This is a genomic window from Taklimakanibacter deserti (assembly GCA_003574785.1).
The window spans coordinates 297,620-313,506 of record QORU01000007.1 but is presented as its reverse complement, the minus strand read 5'-3'; the positions used below and the strand labels follow the sequence as shown (position 1 = coordinate 313,506).

18 protein-coding genes are annotated in these 15,887 nt (G+C 61.2%); 8 read left to right on the top strand and 10 right to left on the bottom strand.

Going from position 1 to position 15,887, the window contains the following annotated elements; translation table 11 throughout:
• Nucleotides 1-32: 32 nt before the first annotated feature.
• Together DS839_RS16880 and DS839_RS16875 are read left to right on the top strand one after the other, a co-directional pair.
• Nucleotides 33-464: a DUF6841 family protein gene (locus DS839_RS16880; protein ID WP_119271707.1), complete on the top strand. Its 432-nt coding sequence runs from the start codon at nucleotides 33-35 to the stop codon at nucleotides 462-464.
• Between the two features lie 145 nt (nucleotides 465-609).
• On the top strand, nucleotides 610-1,044 hold the full coding sequence (locus DS839_RS16875) for a hypothetical protein (RefSeq protein WP_119271606.1): 435 nt from the start codon (nucleotides 610-612) through the stop codon (nucleotides 1,042-1,044).
• Nucleotides 1,045-1,082: 38 nt separating this feature from the next.
• On the opposite strand, the gene DS839_RS16870 is transcribed toward DS839_RS16875, so the two are convergent.
• Nucleotides 1,083-1,268, bottom strand: a complete 186-nt coding sequence (locus DS839_RS16870; protein ID WP_119271605.1) for a hypothetical protein — start codon at nucleotides 1,266-1,268, stop codon at nucleotides 1,083-1,085.
• 178 nt (nucleotides 1,269-1,446) lie between these two features.
• Here DS839_RS16870 and DS839_RS16865 point away from each other — a divergent pair, with 178 nt between their 5' ends.
• Nucleotides 1,447-2,151, top strand: a complete 705-nt coding sequence (locus tag DS839_RS16865) for a hypothetical protein (protein ID WP_119271604.1) — start codon at nucleotides 1,447-1,449, stop codon at nucleotides 2,149-2,151.
• Nucleotides 2,152-2,743: 592 nt separating this feature from the next.
• The gene (locus DS839_RS16860) at nucleotides 2,744-3,982 is read left to right on the top strand and encodes an aspartate aminotransferase family protein (RefSeq protein ID WP_162918603.1); all 1,239 of its coding nucleotides are present in this window, start codon (nucleotides 2,744-2,746) and stop codon (nucleotides 3,980-3,982) included.
• Between the two features lie 28 nt (nucleotides 3,983-4,010).
• On the opposite strand, the gene DS839_RS16855 is transcribed toward DS839_RS16860, so the two are convergent.
• Nucleotides 4,011-4,631, bottom strand: a complete 621-nt coding sequence (locus tag DS839_RS16855; protein WP_119271602.1) for a DUF5818 domain-containing protein — start codon at nucleotides 4,629-4,631, stop codon at nucleotides 4,011-4,013.
• A gap of 206 nt (nucleotides 4,632-4,837) precedes the next feature.
• On the opposite strand from DS839_RS16855, the gene DS839_RS16850 reads away from it, so the two are divergent.
• Nucleotides 4,838-5,683: a hypothetical protein gene (locus DS839_RS16850; RefSeq protein WP_119271601.1), complete on the top strand. Its 846-nt coding sequence runs from the start codon at nucleotides 4,838-4,840 to the stop codon at nucleotides 5,681-5,683.
• Nucleotides 5,684-5,802: 119 nt separating this feature from the next.
• On the opposite strand, the gene DS839_RS16845 is transcribed toward DS839_RS16850, so the two are convergent.
• The gene (locus tag DS839_RS16845; protein WP_119271600.1) at nucleotides 5,803-6,882 is read right to left on the bottom strand and encodes a polysaccharide deacetylase family protein; all 1,080 of its coding nucleotides are present in this window, start codon (nucleotides 6,880-6,882) and stop codon (nucleotides 5,803-5,805) included.
• Between the two features lie 187 nt (nucleotides 6,883-7,069).
• A complete protein-coding gene (locus DS839_RS36530; RefSeq protein ID WP_162918602.1) occupies nucleotides 7,070-7,210 on the bottom strand; it encodes a hypothetical protein in 141 nt (46 codons plus the stop codon).
• A 76-nt stretch (nucleotides 7,211-7,286) separates the two neighbouring features.
• Here DS839_RS36530 and DS839_RS16840 point away from each other — a divergent pair, with 76 nt between their 5' ends.
• Nucleotides 7,287-7,565: a hypothetical protein gene (locus DS839_RS16840; protein WP_119271599.1), complete on the top strand. Its 279-nt coding sequence runs from the start codon at nucleotides 7,287-7,289 to the stop codon at nucleotides 7,563-7,565.
• Nucleotides 7,566-7,673: 108 nt separating this feature from the next.
• Here DS839_RS16840 and DS839_RS16835 read toward each other — a convergent pair whose 3' ends face one another.
• The 4 genes from DS839_RS16835 to DS839_RS16820 all read right to left on the bottom strand — a co-directional run bounded on the left by DS839_RS16835 (nucleotide 7,674) and on the right by DS839_RS16820 (nucleotide 11,128).
• Nucleotides 7,674-8,219 carry a carboxymuconolactone decarboxylase family protein gene (locus tag DS839_RS16835; protein WP_119271598.1) on the bottom strand — a complete coding sequence of 182 codons (546 nt, stop codon included), beginning with the start codon at nucleotides 8,217-8,219 and terminating at the stop codon, nucleotides 7,674-7,676.
• Between the two features lie 130 nt (nucleotides 8,220-8,349).
• Nucleotides 8,350-8,967: a nitroreductase family protein gene (locus DS839_RS16830; protein ID WP_119271597.1), complete on the bottom strand. Its 618-nt coding sequence runs from the start codon at nucleotides 8,965-8,967 to the stop codon at nucleotides 8,350-8,352.
• A gap of 127 nt (nucleotides 8,968-9,094) precedes the next feature.
• Nucleotides 9,095-10,012 (bottom strand): NADP-dependent oxidoreductase, encoded by a 918-nt coding sequence (locus tag DS839_RS16825; protein ID WP_119271706.1) that lies wholly within the window; start codon nucleotides 10,010-10,012, stop codon nucleotides 9,095-9,097.
• 150 nt (nucleotides 10,013-10,162) lie between these two features.
• The gene (locus DS839_RS16820) at nucleotides 10,163-11,128 is read right to left on the bottom strand and encodes an AraC family transcriptional regulator (protein ID WP_119271596.1); all 966 of its coding nucleotides are present in this window, start codon (nucleotides 11,126-11,128) and stop codon (nucleotides 10,163-10,165) included.
• Nucleotides 11,129-11,324: 196 nt separating this feature from the next.
• Between DS839_RS16820 and DS839_RS16815 the strand changes: the two genes are divergently transcribed.
• A complete protein-coding gene (locus DS839_RS16815; protein ID WP_368911692.1) occupies nucleotides 11,325-12,776 on the top strand; it encodes a C45 family autoproteolytic acyltransferase/hydrolase in 1,452 nt (483 codons plus the stop codon).
• Nucleotides 12,777-12,801: 25 nt separating this feature from the next.
• Here the strand turns inward: DS839_RS16815 and DS839_RS16810 are convergent, their stop codons facing one another.
• Both DS839_RS16810 and DS839_RS16805 read right to left on the bottom strand, forming a co-directional pair.
• The gene (locus DS839_RS16810; protein WP_119271595.1) at nucleotides 12,802-13,332 is read right to left on the bottom strand and encodes a dihydrofolate reductase family protein; all 531 of its coding nucleotides are present in this window, start codon (nucleotides 13,330-13,332) and stop codon (nucleotides 12,802-12,804) included.
• Nucleotides 13,333-13,557: 225 nt separating this feature from the next.
• On the bottom strand, nucleotides 13,558-14,214 hold the full coding sequence (locus DS839_RS16805) for a dioxygenase family protein (RefSeq protein WP_119271704.1): 657 nt from the start codon (nucleotides 14,212-14,214) through the stop codon (nucleotides 13,558-13,560).
• A gap of 301 nt (nucleotides 14,215-14,515) precedes the next feature.
• Between DS839_RS16805 and DS839_RS16800 the strand changes: the two genes are divergently transcribed.
• Complete coding sequence (locus DS839_RS16800; RefSeq protein ID WP_162918601.1) at nucleotides 14,516-15,886, top strand: phospholipase D-like domain-containing protein; 1,371 nt, start codon at nucleotides 14,516-14,518, stop codon at nucleotides 15,884-15,886.
• Nucleotide 15,887 lies beyond the last annotated feature (1 nt).

Below are 15,887 nucleotides of genomic sequence, written 5' to 3'. Positions count from 1 at the left end.
CCGGCCGGGAAGGCCCGCTGCGGAGGCGCCATGTGGAGAAAAGCGTAGGGGAGCTGTTTGAGCGCTACGAGAAGCTGTTCCGAAGGGCGCTTGGCGGTGAAGCCGACATGGACGAGGTGACATCCTCATACGCTGGGGCCTTCGTGGCTGCGTCTCCGGCCGGCGTCAATGTTGGCCGTAATGACGAGCAGCTGAAGCAGGTGATGCGGCAGGGATTCGAGAACTATCGCCGGATCGGCACCAAGGATATGCGGCTGCGCAATGTCCGCATCGCATCCATCGACGAGCACCACTGCCTGGCGCACGTCGCCTGGCGAGCCATCTATGACCGCGGCGGCGAACCGGATATTTCCATTGATTTCGAGGTCCATTACCTGGTGCAGCAGCTTGCGGATACGCCAAAGATCTTTGGATGGATATCGGGAGATGAGCAGGCCGTTCTGAAGCAGCACGGGATCATCTGATTCACGCAAAGCAGGCCCGCTTTGGCGGTTCGATATTGCGCAAGCCTGAAACAGATGGCACCATCGCGCGCGCATGCCCAAGCTCGCGCGATCCATGTGCGGTGGCAGGCCGCGGCGATTTGGGTTCCGCAACCGGGAGGAATCGATGAAGAGGCTGATGATTGCTGTGCTCGCGATGATCATGACGGCGGCCGGCGCCTATGCGGAGAGCTTGCCGGACCTCAAGGGGACATGGACGGGCCCCTTCAAGACCGCGATCCTTGGTCACAACCCGCACCATCCGGGCAACGAGACGATCGCCGACCCACCGCGCATCCGGCAGATCGAATTCACGGTCGATATCGTGGGCCAGGACGGACGGCTGGTCTGGGGCAGCTCCTGGTCCAAGCCCGAGAGCAAGGATCCGTTCGTGGGAACGATCACGGCCGACGGGAAGAGGTTTCTCGCTGCCGATACGGACGGCTCGATGGACGCCGACATCAGCAATCCGGAGCTCGTGGACCTCTGCTACACGCAGACCAGCCTCGGCCCTTCGCAGGCCATAGTTGCGTCCTGCGGCCAGCTCAAGCGCGCGAAATAGGCATTGCTTTGCGCTTCCGGTTTCGGTGCGCCTGATATCTATGCCGTCGAAATCTTGGACAGGATGTCGATGGGCGCGTCCTCCACCGCGAGGCTGTTTCCGTGGTCGAACACGATGGTCGAGCCGTAATCGGCCGAATACGGCCGGACGTAGCTGATCGCGTCCGCATTGACCAATACGAAGAACGGGCGCCCCATTTCCTTGAGCGTTATCATCCTTGCCATGAACGCCTCCACTCGTCTGCCCGGTGGGAGCCTATCGCGCGCGTGACCGGACAGCAATCCGGTGCCGTCAGGAGCGAAGCCTTTCGCCCGCCCGCCGTTTTTGCCCCTGCAAGGCTGTGCTATATCCGCCGGGTGCTGAGCAGGGTCCGGTCAAGGCGGGCAGGCTGATAGGGTCACCATGCGCAATATCGATTTCAGTTCCTGGTACGGCCTTCTCACCACCTTGCTTGGCCTGGCGCTGATCACGCTGATCGGGATGGGCATTCGCCTGCTGATGATGTTCACCATTCAGCAGCGCCGCGAGCGCATGAACCGCCAGATCAACGAGCGGTTGCGTACGCTGATTGCGGCCTACAAGGCGCTGGGCGGTTCGTTCACCGGTATCCTGACCGTCGATCCGACGCATCTGAAGCAGTTGCGCCGCGACGGCGAGCCTGCGCCGGAGGGTGAGCCTGGGGCGCCGCTGAGTCCCGCCGCCGAAGGCACCTTGGGCTCCGATCGGTCCCGCCGCATCCGCGATGCGGTCGAGGCAGCATTGTCCGACATCATCCTGCTCGGCACCGAAGAGCAGGTGCGGCTGGCGGAGCGCGCGGCGCGCGAGCTGGTGGCCGGACGTCCGGTCCACACGCATGAACTGGTGGTTTCGCTGCGCGCCTTCATTCGCGAAGCGCTCGATCTTGCGCCGATCCCGCCTGATCTCGAGATTCCCATGCAGGGCCCGACCCGGCCGTCCGGCGCCGGCGCGCGCGACAAAGGCGATCGCGACAAGAGGGGCTCGGGGCAGGGCGGCGGGGGGATGGGCGGCGGCGCGATGGCGGGTGGCATGGGCCTGGGCGCCGATCCGGTTGCTGACGATCCGCCATCATCGTCGCACACGTCCTGAAAAGGCGGGTTCACCGCACGGTTCTGGGCTTCATGTCCATGCAGCACTCAGGATTTCAAGCGCCGGCCAGACGATCAGCAGGCCGACGATAAGCGCGCCTGCGAATATTCGAAGGAGGATTCCGACAATCTCGGATTTATCGGCGGACTCAATTTTTACCGACATGGCAAACCTATTTGCGCTTCCAGCGCGCGGACAATTGTGGCTCCTTCCGAAGAAGGGTTCTGGGGCCTCTTTCCAGACAGGCGCCTATATAGGCGCGCTATCGTCAAGAATTCATTTCTGTATGAAATTTAATCACCGCTCCTACGGACGCGGGCTCCCCGGGGCTTTGCCTGCTTAAGCGTTGGCAACCAGGATGGCCGCCTTGTCGCGCGTCTTGCATTTCCCACCTGCTTGAAACAGCGTACAGCTAAGCGGCTGAGCACGAAAGAAGGGACGCGGCCGGCTTCATTTACGGAGCGGCCGGCAGAATGAGGGACGGGTCATGACGGGACGATCACGCTTCGAGGGCGCCATCACCGAAATGTTGGCCAAGACAAGGAAGTGTCAGGCCATGACCGGTGATCGGGAGAGCATCCTGTTCTCCGGCATGCGCGCCAATCTCTATTTGCCGCATCCCATCTATATCGACTCGGGCGAAGGCGCGACGCTCACGGATATCGACGGCAACACGTACATAGACACCTGCATGGGGTTCGGCGTCTGCGTCCTGGGTCATCGGCACCCGGAGATCGCGGCGGCGATTTCCAGGATCTCCGGATCGGGATGGCATTTCGGCATTCACTCCGAAGAACAGCTTCCACTCGCTCAACTCTTGCAGGACGCCATTCCATGCGCCGAGCGTCTTCTGTTCTGCAACTCGGGGTCCGAGGCGACCGGCTATGCGATGCGCGCAGCGCGTGCGTTCACGGGCAAGGAAAAGATCGGCATATTCGACGGCTATTGGCACGGCATGCACGACTACTGCATGGTTGCGCCGACCGCTGTCGACTCCCGGGAGCGGCCGTCCGGCGTCGAGATCAGCACCGGTATCCCGAAAGCAATTCGCGATCTGATCGTTCCTCTCCCCTATCGCAATCCCAGTGCGTTCGACATCATCCGCGCCAACAAGGATGAGCTGGCGATGGTGATCATCGAGCCCGTCCAGCATTCGAACCCTCAGCGCGAGGCTGGCGCCTATCTCAAATCCCTTCTAGAGGTTTGCCGCGAGTGCAACGTGCTGTTCGCTTTGGACGAGATGGTCACCGGCTTCCGCCTGGCCTATGGCGGCGGTCAGGAATATTTCGGCATCACACCTGACTTCGCGACACTGGGCAAGGCGTGCGGCGGCGGATTGCCGATCGGCGTCATCGCCGGGCGGGAGGATTTCATGCGGATGTTCCTTCCCAAGCCTGGCGAGCAAGGCGTGTTCACCGGGGGCACCTTCACCGGCAACCCGCTATCGATGGCGGCAGGAACCGCGGCGGTCCGCTATTATTCCGAGCACCCGGAGATCTACGCTCGCATGGCGGCTGAGGGCGACCGCCTGACGGCCAGTTTCAATGACTTCGCCGCACGACACAACATGGCGGTCCAGATGAGCAATGTCGGCTCGATGTTTCATATCTACTTTCAAAGCGGTCCGGTTCGCAGCAGCTTCGACATCGACGAGAAGCCCATGGAACGGGCGCGGCAGGCCTTTCTGATGCACGCTCTCAATCTCGGTGTCCTGATTTCGGGGGCCAACCGCTACTATCTTTCCGCCGCTCATTCACGCGAAGTCGTCGACCGGATGATCGATGTCTTCCAGGAGTCGCTCGCTCTCGTTCGCGAAGACGGCTTATTTTAGAACGAGAGCGCCGGCGACCCACTGCCCCCTATTTCGCTTTGCTGATGCGCTCCACCGCGAGCGTCTGTCCCTGCATGCAGGGCGACATTTCGGCGATACGTCCCCGCACGTTGACGCGGTCGCCCGGCCCGAAGCCGCCGAGATTCCCGGTGAGCGCATACCTTCGTCCATCATCGCTCCTGAACACCGCACATTCCGCACCGCCGGTGAGAAGCGTTCCCCTGAGGGTCAGCGGCGGGGAGGGCCTTCTCTCGGTGACCCGGAACGGCCCGGCCGTGGCCCGCCTTCGCCCGTCCGAACTCTGCAACGCGAAGAAGACGCTCCGCCCCGGCCGCGCCCAGTCGGGCAGCTCGACGGACGTTTGCACACGGCCTCGGCGGTTGACCTCCACATTTTTTTGACGCCTGAGATCGGAGGGCGTGCGCCCGACAAGCAGGCGCAGCCGCTCAAAAGGACGAAAGCCCTCGCCCTCGAGCTGGACGCGCGAGCCGGGCGGCCCGGCCTGCGGTCGGAAGGTCAGGCTTCGCCGCGCCGTGGTGGAAATCTCGTCGTCCGACACGCTCTGCTCGGTGTCCTGTGCACGGACCAGCGACGTGGTGGAAAGCGGCAGAAGGAAGCCACACAGCAGCAAGGCCAGAACGAGTCGCATCGAAATCTCCCATTGGGTCGGTTGCGCGTTAATTGACGGGCGTTCATCGAAAAGGCGCGGGTGGGGCGGCGGCGAAATAATGGCAGAGCCCTGACGGTGCGGCAAGCCGGCCTGAGGCGCGGACGAACGATCGCCTGAAGCCTTTGACCTTTCCAAAACCTGTCGTAAAGTCACCCCAGAGGGTGAAATGTTTTCGGAGAAAAGCCATGGCTTCTTCCGTGCCCAGCAACATGTTCACGTCGACAGAGAAATCCAAACACCGCAACTCGCTCGATAAATTTACCGACGCGGCAGCGGATTTTCTCGACTGGGTCTATGCCGACCACATCGCCTTTTTCAAGAAGTGGGGGGTGTCGAAATATTACGGCAACCGCAAGCCCGAGCACCAGACCAAAGAGCTCCGCATTGCGCAGCTCAAGAAATATGGCAAGCCCGCCTCCCTGGCCGATCTGCAGGTGGCGACAGCGTGTATCACGCTCGCCATGCAGGCGATGGAGCACGGTTTCAACGCCACCGGCATGCCGAACACGTGGAAGAAGATCAACGACCAGTTGCGGATCGGGCAGAAATTCTACGGCACCGATTTGCAGATCATGCTGCAGCAGCTTGGCTGGAAGATCTATTACTGGAACCCCGATCCGAGCAAGAATGCGGACTGGGACGCGCAGGACAAGCAACTCAATCCGCCGAAGAGCCCCGGCAAATGGCGGCCTGAATGGGGCGGCCATGCGCTGCGCTACGCGAGTGTGATAAACAAAGGCTTCTACTACGACTCGAAGGTGGACAACGCCACCAAGCTTGTGGGCTTCAAGAAGTCGCCGCCGACGTCTTTCAAGAAGGTTCCGGTCTTCGTCGGCATTGCCCATGCCGGCTATCACGTATTTCCGGGCCGCGGCGGCGATGTCATCGAGGCGCATTCCATGCGGGCCATGAACTCGATCGAGAACATCGAATTCTCGAAATTCAATCCGCTGGCGTCGGGTGGCGGTCCGCGCTGGACGGCTTCGCTGAAATATCGCTCAGGCTTGATCTGCGTTCCGTCCGATTTTTAGAGCATGATCGGAAAAGTGCGCAGCGGTTTTCCGGAAAAATCATGCGCAAACAAAAAGATAAAGCGCGATGGCGACTCGATCTAAAGCCATCACGCTTTAGCATCTCGCGCCCGAGATGATCAGCCGGGACAGCACCCGGAAGCTTTGCGCGGCTTCTTCTTTGCCTGTATCTGATCGAGCTGTTTCTGGCTCAATTCAGGCATGATCTTGGGCGCCATGGCGACCGCCGACGGAGCAGCGGCCGGTTTGTCGAAATTGCCGGCCTGATAGTCGTCCAGGCGAGTCTTGTTCTTCTCGATGAAAGTCAAGAGTTCCTTGTAGGTGCCGCAGATGACATCCGGTTTCTTGCGCACATAGCGGGCGATGCGCTGCATGGCTTTCCAGTAGGCGCCGCCGTTCATCTGCGAAAAGTGATGCCCGATATGCACCGGCGCGCGATTGCCGAAGTAGTTGCGATGGAAGTACTGGACGTAGCTCTGGACCATCTGGTCTTCGTATTCCTTGAACTTTTCCTTGGGCCCGTCCTTGCCGCCCGATTGGACGACGAAGAAGTTATAGTCCATGCTGAGCGTGTTCTTGGGCGTGCCCGCGACGTTGATGGTGGCCAGCGGAAAGTTCCACACGCCATCGATCTGGCGCGGCCAATATCCCATGTTGTTGACGAGGCTCGTATCGTAGTCGATGCCTTGCTCCTTGAAGGTCTTCCACAACCCCTTGCGGTCGCCGACGCTGAGATAGGGGGCCCGGAAGCCTGATATCTCCTTGGCGAAATAGTTTTTCCAGCCTGCGGGTTCCGCCGCCTTGTTGTATCTCTGCCAGGCATCCGACATGATGGTCGTGAATCGCTGGAACTCCGTGTTCCATTGCTCGAAGGTGTAGTCCCTGCCGTCGAAATGCCCGTTGGCGTGAGAGGCGATTTCGTGGCCTTCCGTCATAGCCAGCCTGACCTGCTCCAGCCGTTGCTTCATCACGTCGAGCGATGGACCGCCAAACCCGATATTGCTCTTGCCCTTGCGGCCCGCGGGATCGACGTAAATATTCTTGTCGGCGTCGAGCAGGAAGAACACGCCGCTGATGAAATAGGTGAAGCGGACTCCGGCGTCCGCCGCGAATTTTCGCGTCGCTTTCCAGAACTCAACCTCGTTCGAACCGTCGAATGCAAGCAGTACAAACTGCGGTGGGGTCGGAACTTTGGCCACGGACCACCTCGTGCTGCGCGACTGCAACTCACATATGTATAGGTCTAAACCATTGAATCGTCAATGTTTTTTCTTAAATGACACAAGGTAAAAATAGTAGCTGATACAATCAGTTAGGCTAAAGCCACCGTCTCGCGATATCAGGCACCCTGCATGATGCGCGGTGGCGGCAATGCCGAGAAATTATCTAGCGATCGATGAAGGCCGGGTCTTGCGCGACAAGGCGGCCCTCACCGTTGGCGACGAAATAGCGATCGGAAAGCTCGACGCGTGGATAAGGAAACGCGAGAAGCTGGAGCGAGAGGCCTGCGCCGTTATTAACCCTCATGAAAACCTTCCTGTTGACTCCAACGTCCTGCCGTTCTTGAATTGTTCAGGCCGGCTAGTGAGTGCAGGGGAGTGCCATGAGTATCAATCTTGAAATACGCAAGTATTGGAAGAAGCAATGCACACGCAGGAAGGACGCGGAGCCTTCAGACGTGACCACGGCGGTCCTGAACATCTATCAGAGCGAACTCGGCCTTGCGTTCGACGATGAGGGCTTTGTGCATCTGCGGGTACGGATTGCCGCCCTCGCCCAAAGGCATGAGGTTAGCGCCAAGAACTATGGCCATCTCGTCGATTTGGTCTTGGAAGAAATGCACCGCGAAGACGCCGAAGTGGCTCAACCGCCCTTACATTGATGGACCATGCTGCGGAGCCGGCCGGGTCTCAGCGCCAAGCTGGGGCACGGATCACTAAATAAAACTCTTCGATTGCTGCGATAGCGCTCGATGCCGACCGGATAGAGTTCAGATCGAGCCAGCCGGCGTAACGGCGGGGAAGTCCTTCTCGGGATCGAACACGTTATTGAAAAAGTTCGTCAGGGAGTACATGGCCACCAGCGCGACGATCTCCATGACATTCGCATCCGTGTAGCCGGCATCGCGGACGGCTTTCAGATCGGCGTCACTGACATTGCCGCGGGTCTCGATGACTTTGCGCGCAAACTGGACGGCGGCGTCCCGCTTCGGGTCGCGGGCATGGCCCTTCCGAGCGAGAATGATTTCATCGGCCGGCAGCTTGGCCATATGCTCGGCCGTAAAGCTGTGAACCGTCAGGCAGTAGCTGCAGCCATTCGCTTCGGAGACAGCAAGGCCGATGCTGTCACGCGTCTTCACGTCGAGCGCCTTGCTCAAGGAGCCGAGCAAGGCGGCCCATGAGTTGAACGCGATCGGGCTCTGCGCGAAGGTCGCCATCATATTTGGGGTGAATCCGATGGTCTTGCTGAACGTATCGAGAGTCGGTTTCGAATCGGCCGGCACCTGTTCCGGCTTTAGAGCAGCAGTTCTGGGCATGGTAGTCTCAGCAAGTTACTCACGAGAGCATCGGACCGAAAAGTGCGAAGCGGTTTTCGGATAATCCGATGCGCAAACAAAAAGATAGAGCGCCGCGACGATTCCAACAGAACGTCCGGCGCTCTAATAGTCATACGAGATCCAGCACATCGGCCACCGGCAGGCGCGGCTTCTGCGGCCAGTTTCCCGGACGCTCCGCCCCTATGGACAGCAGCATGACCGGCACTTCGTCCTCGGCCAGCGCGAACTCGCGGGCCACCGCTTCGGCATCGAAACCGATCATCGGCGTCGAACCCAGGCCCCACGAGCGAGCCGCATAGATCATCGCCGCCGCACCGAAGGTGCCGGTGCGTACCGCTTCGTCGCGCTGGCGCTGCGGGTGATCGAAATACAGACCGCGTGCGGGGATTTCCCAATCCGGCACCAGCTTTGCCGGCATAATGCCCGCTTCCACCACCGGCGCCAGGCGCTCTGGTATTACGCTGGAATCGGCCAATTGGCCGCAGACGATGAAGGTAACGGCTGCATCGGTGATTGCGGGCTGATCCCAGGCGATCGGACGCAGCCGGGCCTTGGCTTCAGGCGTGCGTACGGCGATGAAGCGCCAGTTCTGCAAGTGGAAGGATGTCGGCGCGGTGGTGCCGATGCGCACCAGCTCGCGGATCTGGTCGTCGCTCAAGGTGGCGGCAGGGTCGTAGTACTTGGCGGCGCTGCGGCTCAGGATACATTCGATGACGGCGTTGGTCATGGTCATTCCGTTGGTCGTGGTCAGTGCTATGGGTGAAGGGATAGGTTGAGGTACGAGAGTGTTTTTCGCTCTCTTTGCCGATCTGGATGGTGCCGGCCGGCCGCGTGCATCGATAGGCGCGTGTCGCTCACGGGCGAACGCGGATGATCGTCTTCCCCGAGCGTCGCTCGGTCGGGTTGAAGGCGGAGACGGCATCGTCGAGGGTCGCGATGTGGCCGATGTTCGTCCGCAGTCGCCCGTCACGCATCCGCTGGACGATCTCACTCAGTTGGGCACGATCGGACTCGACGACGAAGTCGACCGTCAGGCCATCGGCGGGCCGCGCCTCGGCCGGCCCGACGATGGATACCAGCGTTCCTCCAGCTCGAATAAGGCCCGCGGACCGCTTCCCGATGTCGCCGCCGATGACATCGAACACCAGATCGACGCGGCCGACGTCTTCCAGCGCGTCGTTGTCGAGGTCGACAAACTCCTGCGCGCCGAAGTCGAGCGCTTTCTGACGGTCGGCCGCGCGTCCGGTGCCGATGACATAAGCACCAGCCTCGCGCGCGAGTTGCGTCACCATCGTCCCGACCGCGCCCGCCGCACCGTGCGCGAGGACGCTCTGCCCCGCCTGAAGGCGGCCGTGCTCGAACAATCCCTGCCACGCCGTCAGCCCCGAGATCGGCAGGCTCGCGCCCACCGTGAAGTCGACGTCGCCCGGCAGCGGCGCGAGGTTGCGCGCCTCGACGGCCGTGTACTCGGCCAGGGTTCCGTCGCGATACCAGTCCGTGAGGCCGAATACCCGCTGTCCCACCGACAGCCCCGTCGTGCCATAGCCGAGGGCGGTGATCACTCCGGCCAGCTCGTGCCCGGGGATCGACGGCGTCCGGTCACGGTCGCGGCGATCGGTCCAGGTCGAGGGCCAGGACAGCTCGGTCGGGACGAATCCCGATGCATGAACCTGAACGACGACGTCGTTTATCGCTGCCTGGGGCTCGGGCCGCTCCGCCAGCTTCATCCCGGCCGTTCCCGCGGCCTGGTCCGTCACGACGATCGCCTTCATCATTCATCTGCCTCTGTGGTAAGCCGCCATCTTCCGAATAAAGCAACATTGCCACTTGTGCTGGCGCGATGAAACCCGCGTCGGGCGTCTCCGGACGGGCGGACACGCATTCTGGATTCCAGAACTGGCCGGCGCCGAGGATCAGTGCGCTCAGGCGCCCTTATCATCCTCAGCGTTCTTCGCGCTCTGCCGGAACTCGCTGGGATCGACGTTGTAGGCTTTGCGGAAGGCTCGCACGAAGCTTGAGCGGCTCTCATATCCCGCATTATGAGCCACGACATCGACGGGCGCCGTCGTCGTCGTCAGATCGAGCGCGGCCTGCCGCATCCTGAGGTCGCGAAGGATGGCCATGGGCGACCGGCCAAAGATTTCGGAGAAGCGGGCCATGAAGGCCGAACGGCTCAAGCTGGCGCTGTAGGCAAGACTCTGGACCGTGTGCGCGGCGCCGGGGCGGGCCACCATGTCGGCGAACGCGCGCGTGATCTGGCGGTCGGCAAGGATGGTGAAACGGTCCGTCCAGCTCTGCGATGATTTCAGCGAGCGCCGCGCCAATGCAATGATGACTTGTTTCAAAAGCGAGGCCGTCATCGCTCCCATGCCGACCTCTTGCGACAAGAGCTCATTCATGGCCTCGCGGAGCTTGCCATCAATCCTGTCCGACGGTTCGAATTGCTCGACGACGGGTTCGCGCAGGTCGCGAAACAGACCAACCGACTGACCGAAGGACGCATTGAAGAAGCCGCAAATCTGCACGACCTCGGGCTTTTCGTTCGCAACGGCGACGCGCAAGACGCCTTCTTCGTCGCGCTTCCAGCAATCGCGGTTGATCAGGCGGGGAGCGCCGTCGCCGCCGTCGACCTCGATCGAAAAGGGCGTATTCGGGGGAACGATGATGAGCAGATGCGGCATCAACTGCATGTTCGGGCCGCGATCGATCGACATCCGTCCAGCACCTTTGAGGTTGTAGTGGATCGCGGGCGCATCGATCATTCCCATCTCGACCCGATGGCCGCGCGGAACGAGGATCTCTGTCAACGCCACGACGTCGATCTCGAGCGCCCGCATGAGGTTGTTGAGGTCGGCGGTGGAGAGCTTCGAGGCAGAGACGGCGATCATCGACTAGGTCCGCTTCCGGCCGGCGATCTGGCTGTGTTTTTCCATGGGTATCTGCTTACAATCCGGCGAAACGCGAGATCAAGCAGGAACCACATCCGCGCCGCTACCGGCAGGGTTGTGCAGCTTCCGTCACATGTTTAAGCTCCCGGCCGGCGATGGTTTGGGCGGGCTCCGCCCGGGAAAGGCGAGGTCCGGCATGAAGGCAATTCGTTTGGCCGCCGTGGCGGTCATGCTACTGTTCGCATGCGTTGCGAACGTGGCGATAGCAGCCGAAGAGCTGACGGGCGAGGAAAAGGGGTGGCTCGCGAAATCAAGCCGGAGCGAGGAGAACGGCTGGATCCGGGTGAAGATCGGCGGCGCACCGTTCGAGCGGGGTTTCCAGCACGGATACCTGCTGGCGGCGGAGTTCAAGGACGCCTGGCGTGTCTATGACGCGATGACGCTCCAGACGACGGGCCTCGACCTCGCCTTCTTCGTCACCAAGGCTGCGGACATGCACCGCTCGAAGATCCCGGTCGAGCAGCTCGATGAAATGCGCGGTATCGCCGCCGGATTCACCAAGGCGGGCGTGCCGACGACGCTCGATCAGATCATCGGCTGGAATGCCTGGATGGAGATGACCGGCTACTGGTGGCCGACCGTCGCCGGCCAATACAAGAACGCGGCGCCGGGCGCCGTCGGCATGAACAAGGCAAAGAGCCACTGCAGCGCCTTCATAGCGACGGGCTCGGCGACCGCGGACGGCAAGATCGTCATCGGCCACGAATCCTTCACCGAGTTCTGGAACGGCCAGTACTTCAATGTGATCGTCGATATCACGCCGGACAAAGGCTACCGAATGGTGATGCAGACCTCGCCGGGCTGGATCGGCAGCATGACCGACTTCTGGGTGACCGGCGGTGGTCTCGTGGTGGTCGAGACGACCCTGGTTGGATTCGTCGGCTACGACACGAGCAAAGTGCCGGAATATGTCCGCGCGCGCACCGCTTCACAATATGCCTCCAGCATCGACGAATGGGTGAAACTGGTGGAGGCCCAGAACAATGGCGGCTACGCCAATGCATGGCTGATCGGCGACATCAAGAGCAACCAGATCGCGAAATACGAGCAGGGGCTGATCTATCAGAATCTCGAGAAGAAGAAGGATGGCTGGTTCTTCGGTGCGAACGTTCCCGACGATCCGCGCATCCGCAATCTCGAATCCTCCGACGTCGGCTACAACGACATCCGCCAGCAGACCGGCGCCCGGCGTATGCGCTGGCCGCAGCTGCTCAGCCAGCACGAAGGCCGCATCGACGCCGCCATCGGCCAGGCCATGCTCGGCGATACCTTCGACGTCTATCTCATGCGGATCGAGCCGTCATCGCGTACGATCAGCTCGCATTACGATACCGACCCGCAGCCCTATGTCAGCGATCCCAATGCGGTGTGGAACGTTCCCTACTACCCGGCAGGCTCCGTCGACGGGAAGGTGACGACCGCGGATGCGGCAAGATCCATGAGCATGTGGGGACGCTTCGGACGCGCCGACGGCCTGGCCTTCGATGCCGACGAGTTTCTCCGCATCCATCCGCAATGGAACTGGCAGCAGGGTTATCTGAAGAGCCGGCCGTCCGAGCCCTGGACCTATTTCGACGGCGCCAAATAGCTCCAATCCATCCGGCTAAGCGGGATCAAGCAGGAATGTAGGTCAGCCTGATCACATCCTCGCCGATCCGGTCATGCGTCATAAGGCGGAGTGGCGGCCGGGGTCCGGCGAAATAGGGCTTGCCGTGACCGAGCACGACGGGGTGCAGGTAGATTCGATACTCATCGATCAGGCCAAGCTCGGTGAGGCTTTGCGCCAGCTTGGGGCCGGCAACTTCGATCTCCCCGTCGCGCTCGGCCTTCAGCGCGCGGATCGCGCCCTCGAGCTCATCCTTGACAAGGCTGGCATTGGGGCCGACCGACTTCAATGTGCGCGAGACGACCCATTTCGGCTGCTTCCGCCACGCCGCCGCGAAGGCGCGTCGGTCTGCATCCCATTCAGGATGATCGTCGTCCCAGTAACGCATGAGCTCATACACGTGGCGGCCGTAGACACTCCCCGCCTGCCCCTCGGCCTCCTTGATGAAGTGGCGGAAGAGCGTGGGGCCTGGCCCAAACGCCATATGGTCGACATAGCCGTCGAGCGACTGGTTCATTCCGAACACGAGCTTGGCCATGTTGCATGATCTCCATCCGGCTTCTTAGGACCTAGCTTGAGCCGCGGTCTCCGACAAGACATCATGTGACAGTCGCGGCGACCAGCACCCGAGCCTTTGGTTTCCGATGATGATGCATTGGCCGGGTGCGCCGCCGGCGCGCCGCAGGTAGACGTATAGTCGGCTCGGCGTGAAACGATCTGGCCCGCTGTGCCTTGCTCAATCGGCTAGCCGGGGAATCTTCGTCTACGCAGTGGCAAGCACGATATCGAAGACACCCCGCAGATGCCGGCTATCTTGCTTCAGTTTGATGGCTAAAGAAGGTTTTCGGCTGGCAAAAGGATCTTTGCCAATGAAGGGATCCCCCTGGAAATAGAGTTGCGTGGTCAGTGGGATATGCAGAGCCTCCATGACCCTGAAGTGGATGTGAGCGGGTCGCATCTGCCCGGCGCCTGGCAGCCCGGGTGGGATGGGGTAACGGCCCGGCATCACCGTTTCGAACTCATATCGGCCGCGCTCATCTGTATTGAACATCCCACGCAAGTGAAAAGTGGTGGCTTCGGTGAAGTGGCCAGGTATGTCGGTATCATAGAGCCCGGCACTGTTTGCCTGCCAGACCTCAATAAGCGCGTTCGACAGGCCTGTGCGACAATCGGAGCTGTAGACGGTGCCAGAGATCGCCAGTTGCTCACCCGGCTCGTTTGGCGCTCCGAGTTTGGTTCCAAACGGCGCGCCGAAGCGGTAGAATGGACCTAGTATGTCGGGCAGCGTGGGACTGCACTCCTGAGCTGCCGCAACACCTGGAGCAGCCAAGACAGCCCCGCCAAGTGTCACACCGACTTTATGCAAGAAGGTTCTGCGAGAGAAAACCAAGCTCGGTGATGAACTGGATTCGTCGCACATGTTGCCTCGCTGCAAGCTATCAACAACCGCTTGGCCGCAATCTTGGAAGCATATCATTGACCTGACGAAAGGCAAAACCTCCAGACGGCGGCTCTGATTGCGTTATGCAAGCGGTTCTAGGCTGGATCGACTGATTTTATGGCGCGGCGGGGCAGGCACAGCGTTATGCTGACGTGGTTGATTGACGCGACTACATCGCGGGCACATAGTACATTGAGATAGGAGCCGGCCCTGTTGAATCTCCTATCCCTTGACGTGCGTCCAACACTGCAGCTCAGAGGACTCGCTTGGGGGTGACAACGTGAAGGCATACTTCACCAGCATCGTCGGAGGGGCTGGTCTGCGCGATCAGATCCTGTCGGTTATCCGGGACGCCATCGGTCTGGCCGCTGCCCATCACGTCGACATCCACATCATGACATTCTCGTTCACCGACGCCGAGATCGCCGACCTGCTCGTCGAGGCGGCACGCACCCGGCCGAACCTGACGATCCGGCTGCTCGCGGACTGGCATCAGGGCGCGCCTTCGAAGGCCAGGGACGCAAAGTCGGACACAAAGTCAGACACAAAGTCCGCCGACTCGGGACGCAAAGTCCGTGGACTGGCTGAACTCGGCCTGCCCAACCTCCAAGTAAGGTACAAGAAGGACCAACCCTATGTTTGGGACGCCAAGGCAAGTCGGATGCGATGGTCGTATCAGGACAGCCGGGGGCTTCTGCATCACAAGACGTTGACGGTTTTGGTCGACGGGCGGCCACAGACGCTGGTGTGCGGAAGCTTTAACTGGTCGAAGAGATCGGCGAACGGCTATGAAAATCTCATCGTGCTCGACGGAGACGACCCGGGCTCGATGCCGGTAATGACGGCTGTCGAGCGGGAGTTCGCGGCGTTGTGGTCCGACGGGGCCGCCACCCTGTCGCCCGATGAAGTACGTACGCACTACGCCGCGATTCTGACCGAATTCCGAAATAATTCGGGGCGTAAGGCCGCCGAAGTGGTCGGGGTGGAGCGTGGTGCCGGCGCGCCGCTTGACGTGCTTCGCGAGGCTGAGGACACCGGCGGTTCGGCCGGCTCGCCGCCTTTGCAGATTGCATTCAGCTCGCGCCTCCAGCACCAGGACAAGGCCGCTGCCGGGTACGCCGAATCGAACCGGCTGAGACGGTTCGAAATGCAAAAGCCGGGGGGAAAGACCAAGCAGGTCCCGGTGACGTTGTCGACGCTTGCGCTCGACACCATCGCCCGTGCGCAGAAGGGCGAGCATCTCCTGGTGGCGATGTACGTGCTGTCCACCCGGGTTCCCGAATACAGCGCGCTGCTGGCCGCGGCCCGCCGCGGGGTACGTCTCTTCATCGTGGTGGACGGGCACATCGGTATCAAGCCGCTATCGCGCCTGGCCGCCACTGCGTTCGGAAAAGAGAAGCTGCCGATCCACTTCCGGGCCACCGGACACAGGACGATGCACCAAAAGTACATTGTTTATCCGGAAGGGCAGACCGTGCTGACGGGTACCGCCAATCTGTCCGCCGATGCGACGCACCGGCACAGCGAACACCGGATCCTGTGGCGCGGCGACAAATATGCGACGGACGCGTTCATCGCGGACTTCATGACCATGTGGAAGCGGCTTCCCCCGCCGTTCGCGTCGAAGCGAAAGCAGGAATACTCGACTTGAG

Excerpts from the sequence above, each read along its gene's own strand:
- DS839_RS16850 (WP_119271601.1), top strand. The coding sequence starts at position 4,838 with ATGGCTTCTTCCGTGCCCAGCAACATGTTCACGTCGACAGAGAAATCC.
- DS839_RS16830 (WP_119271597.1), bottom strand. The coding sequence starts at position 8,967 with ATGACCAACGCCGTCATCGAATGTATCCTGAGCCGCAGCGCCGCCAAG.
- DS839_RS16805 (WP_119271704.1), bottom strand. The coding sequence starts at position 14,214 with ATGTGCGACGAATCCAGTTCATCACCGAGCTTGGTTTTCTCTCGCAGA.
- DS839_RS36530 (WP_162918602.1), bottom strand. The coding sequence starts at position 7,210 with ATGAGGGTTAATAACGGCGCAGGCCTCTCGCTCCAGCTTCTCGCGTTT.
- DS839_RS16840 (WP_119271599.1), top strand. The coding sequence starts at position 7,287 with ATGAGTATCAATCTTGAAATACGCAAGTATTGGAAGAAGCAATGCACA.
- DS839_RS16820 (WP_119271596.1), bottom strand. The coding sequence starts at position 11,128 with ATGATCGCCGTCTCTGCCTCGAAGCTCTCCACCGCCGACCTCAACAAC.
- DS839_RS16860 (WP_162918603.1), top strand. The coding sequence starts at position 2,744 with ATGCGCGCCAATCTCTATTTGCCGCATCCCATCTATATCGACTCGGGC.
- DS839_RS16825 (WP_119271706.1), bottom strand. The coding sequence starts at position 10,012 with ATGAAGGCGATCGTCGTGACGGACCAGGCCGCGGGAACGGCCGGGATG.
- DS839_RS16875 (WP_119271606.1), top strand. The coding sequence starts at position 610 with ATGAAGAGGCTGATGATTGCTGTGCTCGCGATGATCATGACGGCGGCC.
- DS839_RS16855 (WP_119271602.1), bottom strand. The coding sequence starts at position 4,631 with ATGCGACTCGTTCTGGCCTTGCTGCTGTGTGGCTTCCTTCTGCCGCTT.
- DS839_RS16835 (WP_119271598.1), bottom strand. The coding sequence starts at position 8,219 with ATGCCCAGAACTGCTGCTCTAAAGCCGGAACAGGTGCCGGCCGATTCG.
- DS839_RS16870 (WP_119271605.1), bottom strand. The coding sequence starts at position 1,268 with ATGGCAAGGATGATAACGCTCAAGGAAATGGGGCGCCCGTTCTTCGTA.
- DS839_RS16815 (WP_368911692.1), top strand. The coding sequence starts at position 11,325 with ATGAAGGCAATTCGTTTGGCCGCCGTGGCGGTCATGCTACTGTTCGCA.
- DS839_RS16865 (WP_119271604.1), top strand. The coding sequence starts at position 1,447 with ATGCGCAATATCGATTTCAGTTCCTGGTACGGCCTTCTCACCACCTTG.
- DS839_RS16810 (WP_119271595.1), bottom strand. The coding sequence starts at position 13,332 with ATGGCCAAGCTCGTGTTCGGAATGAACCAGTCGCTCGACGGCTATGTC.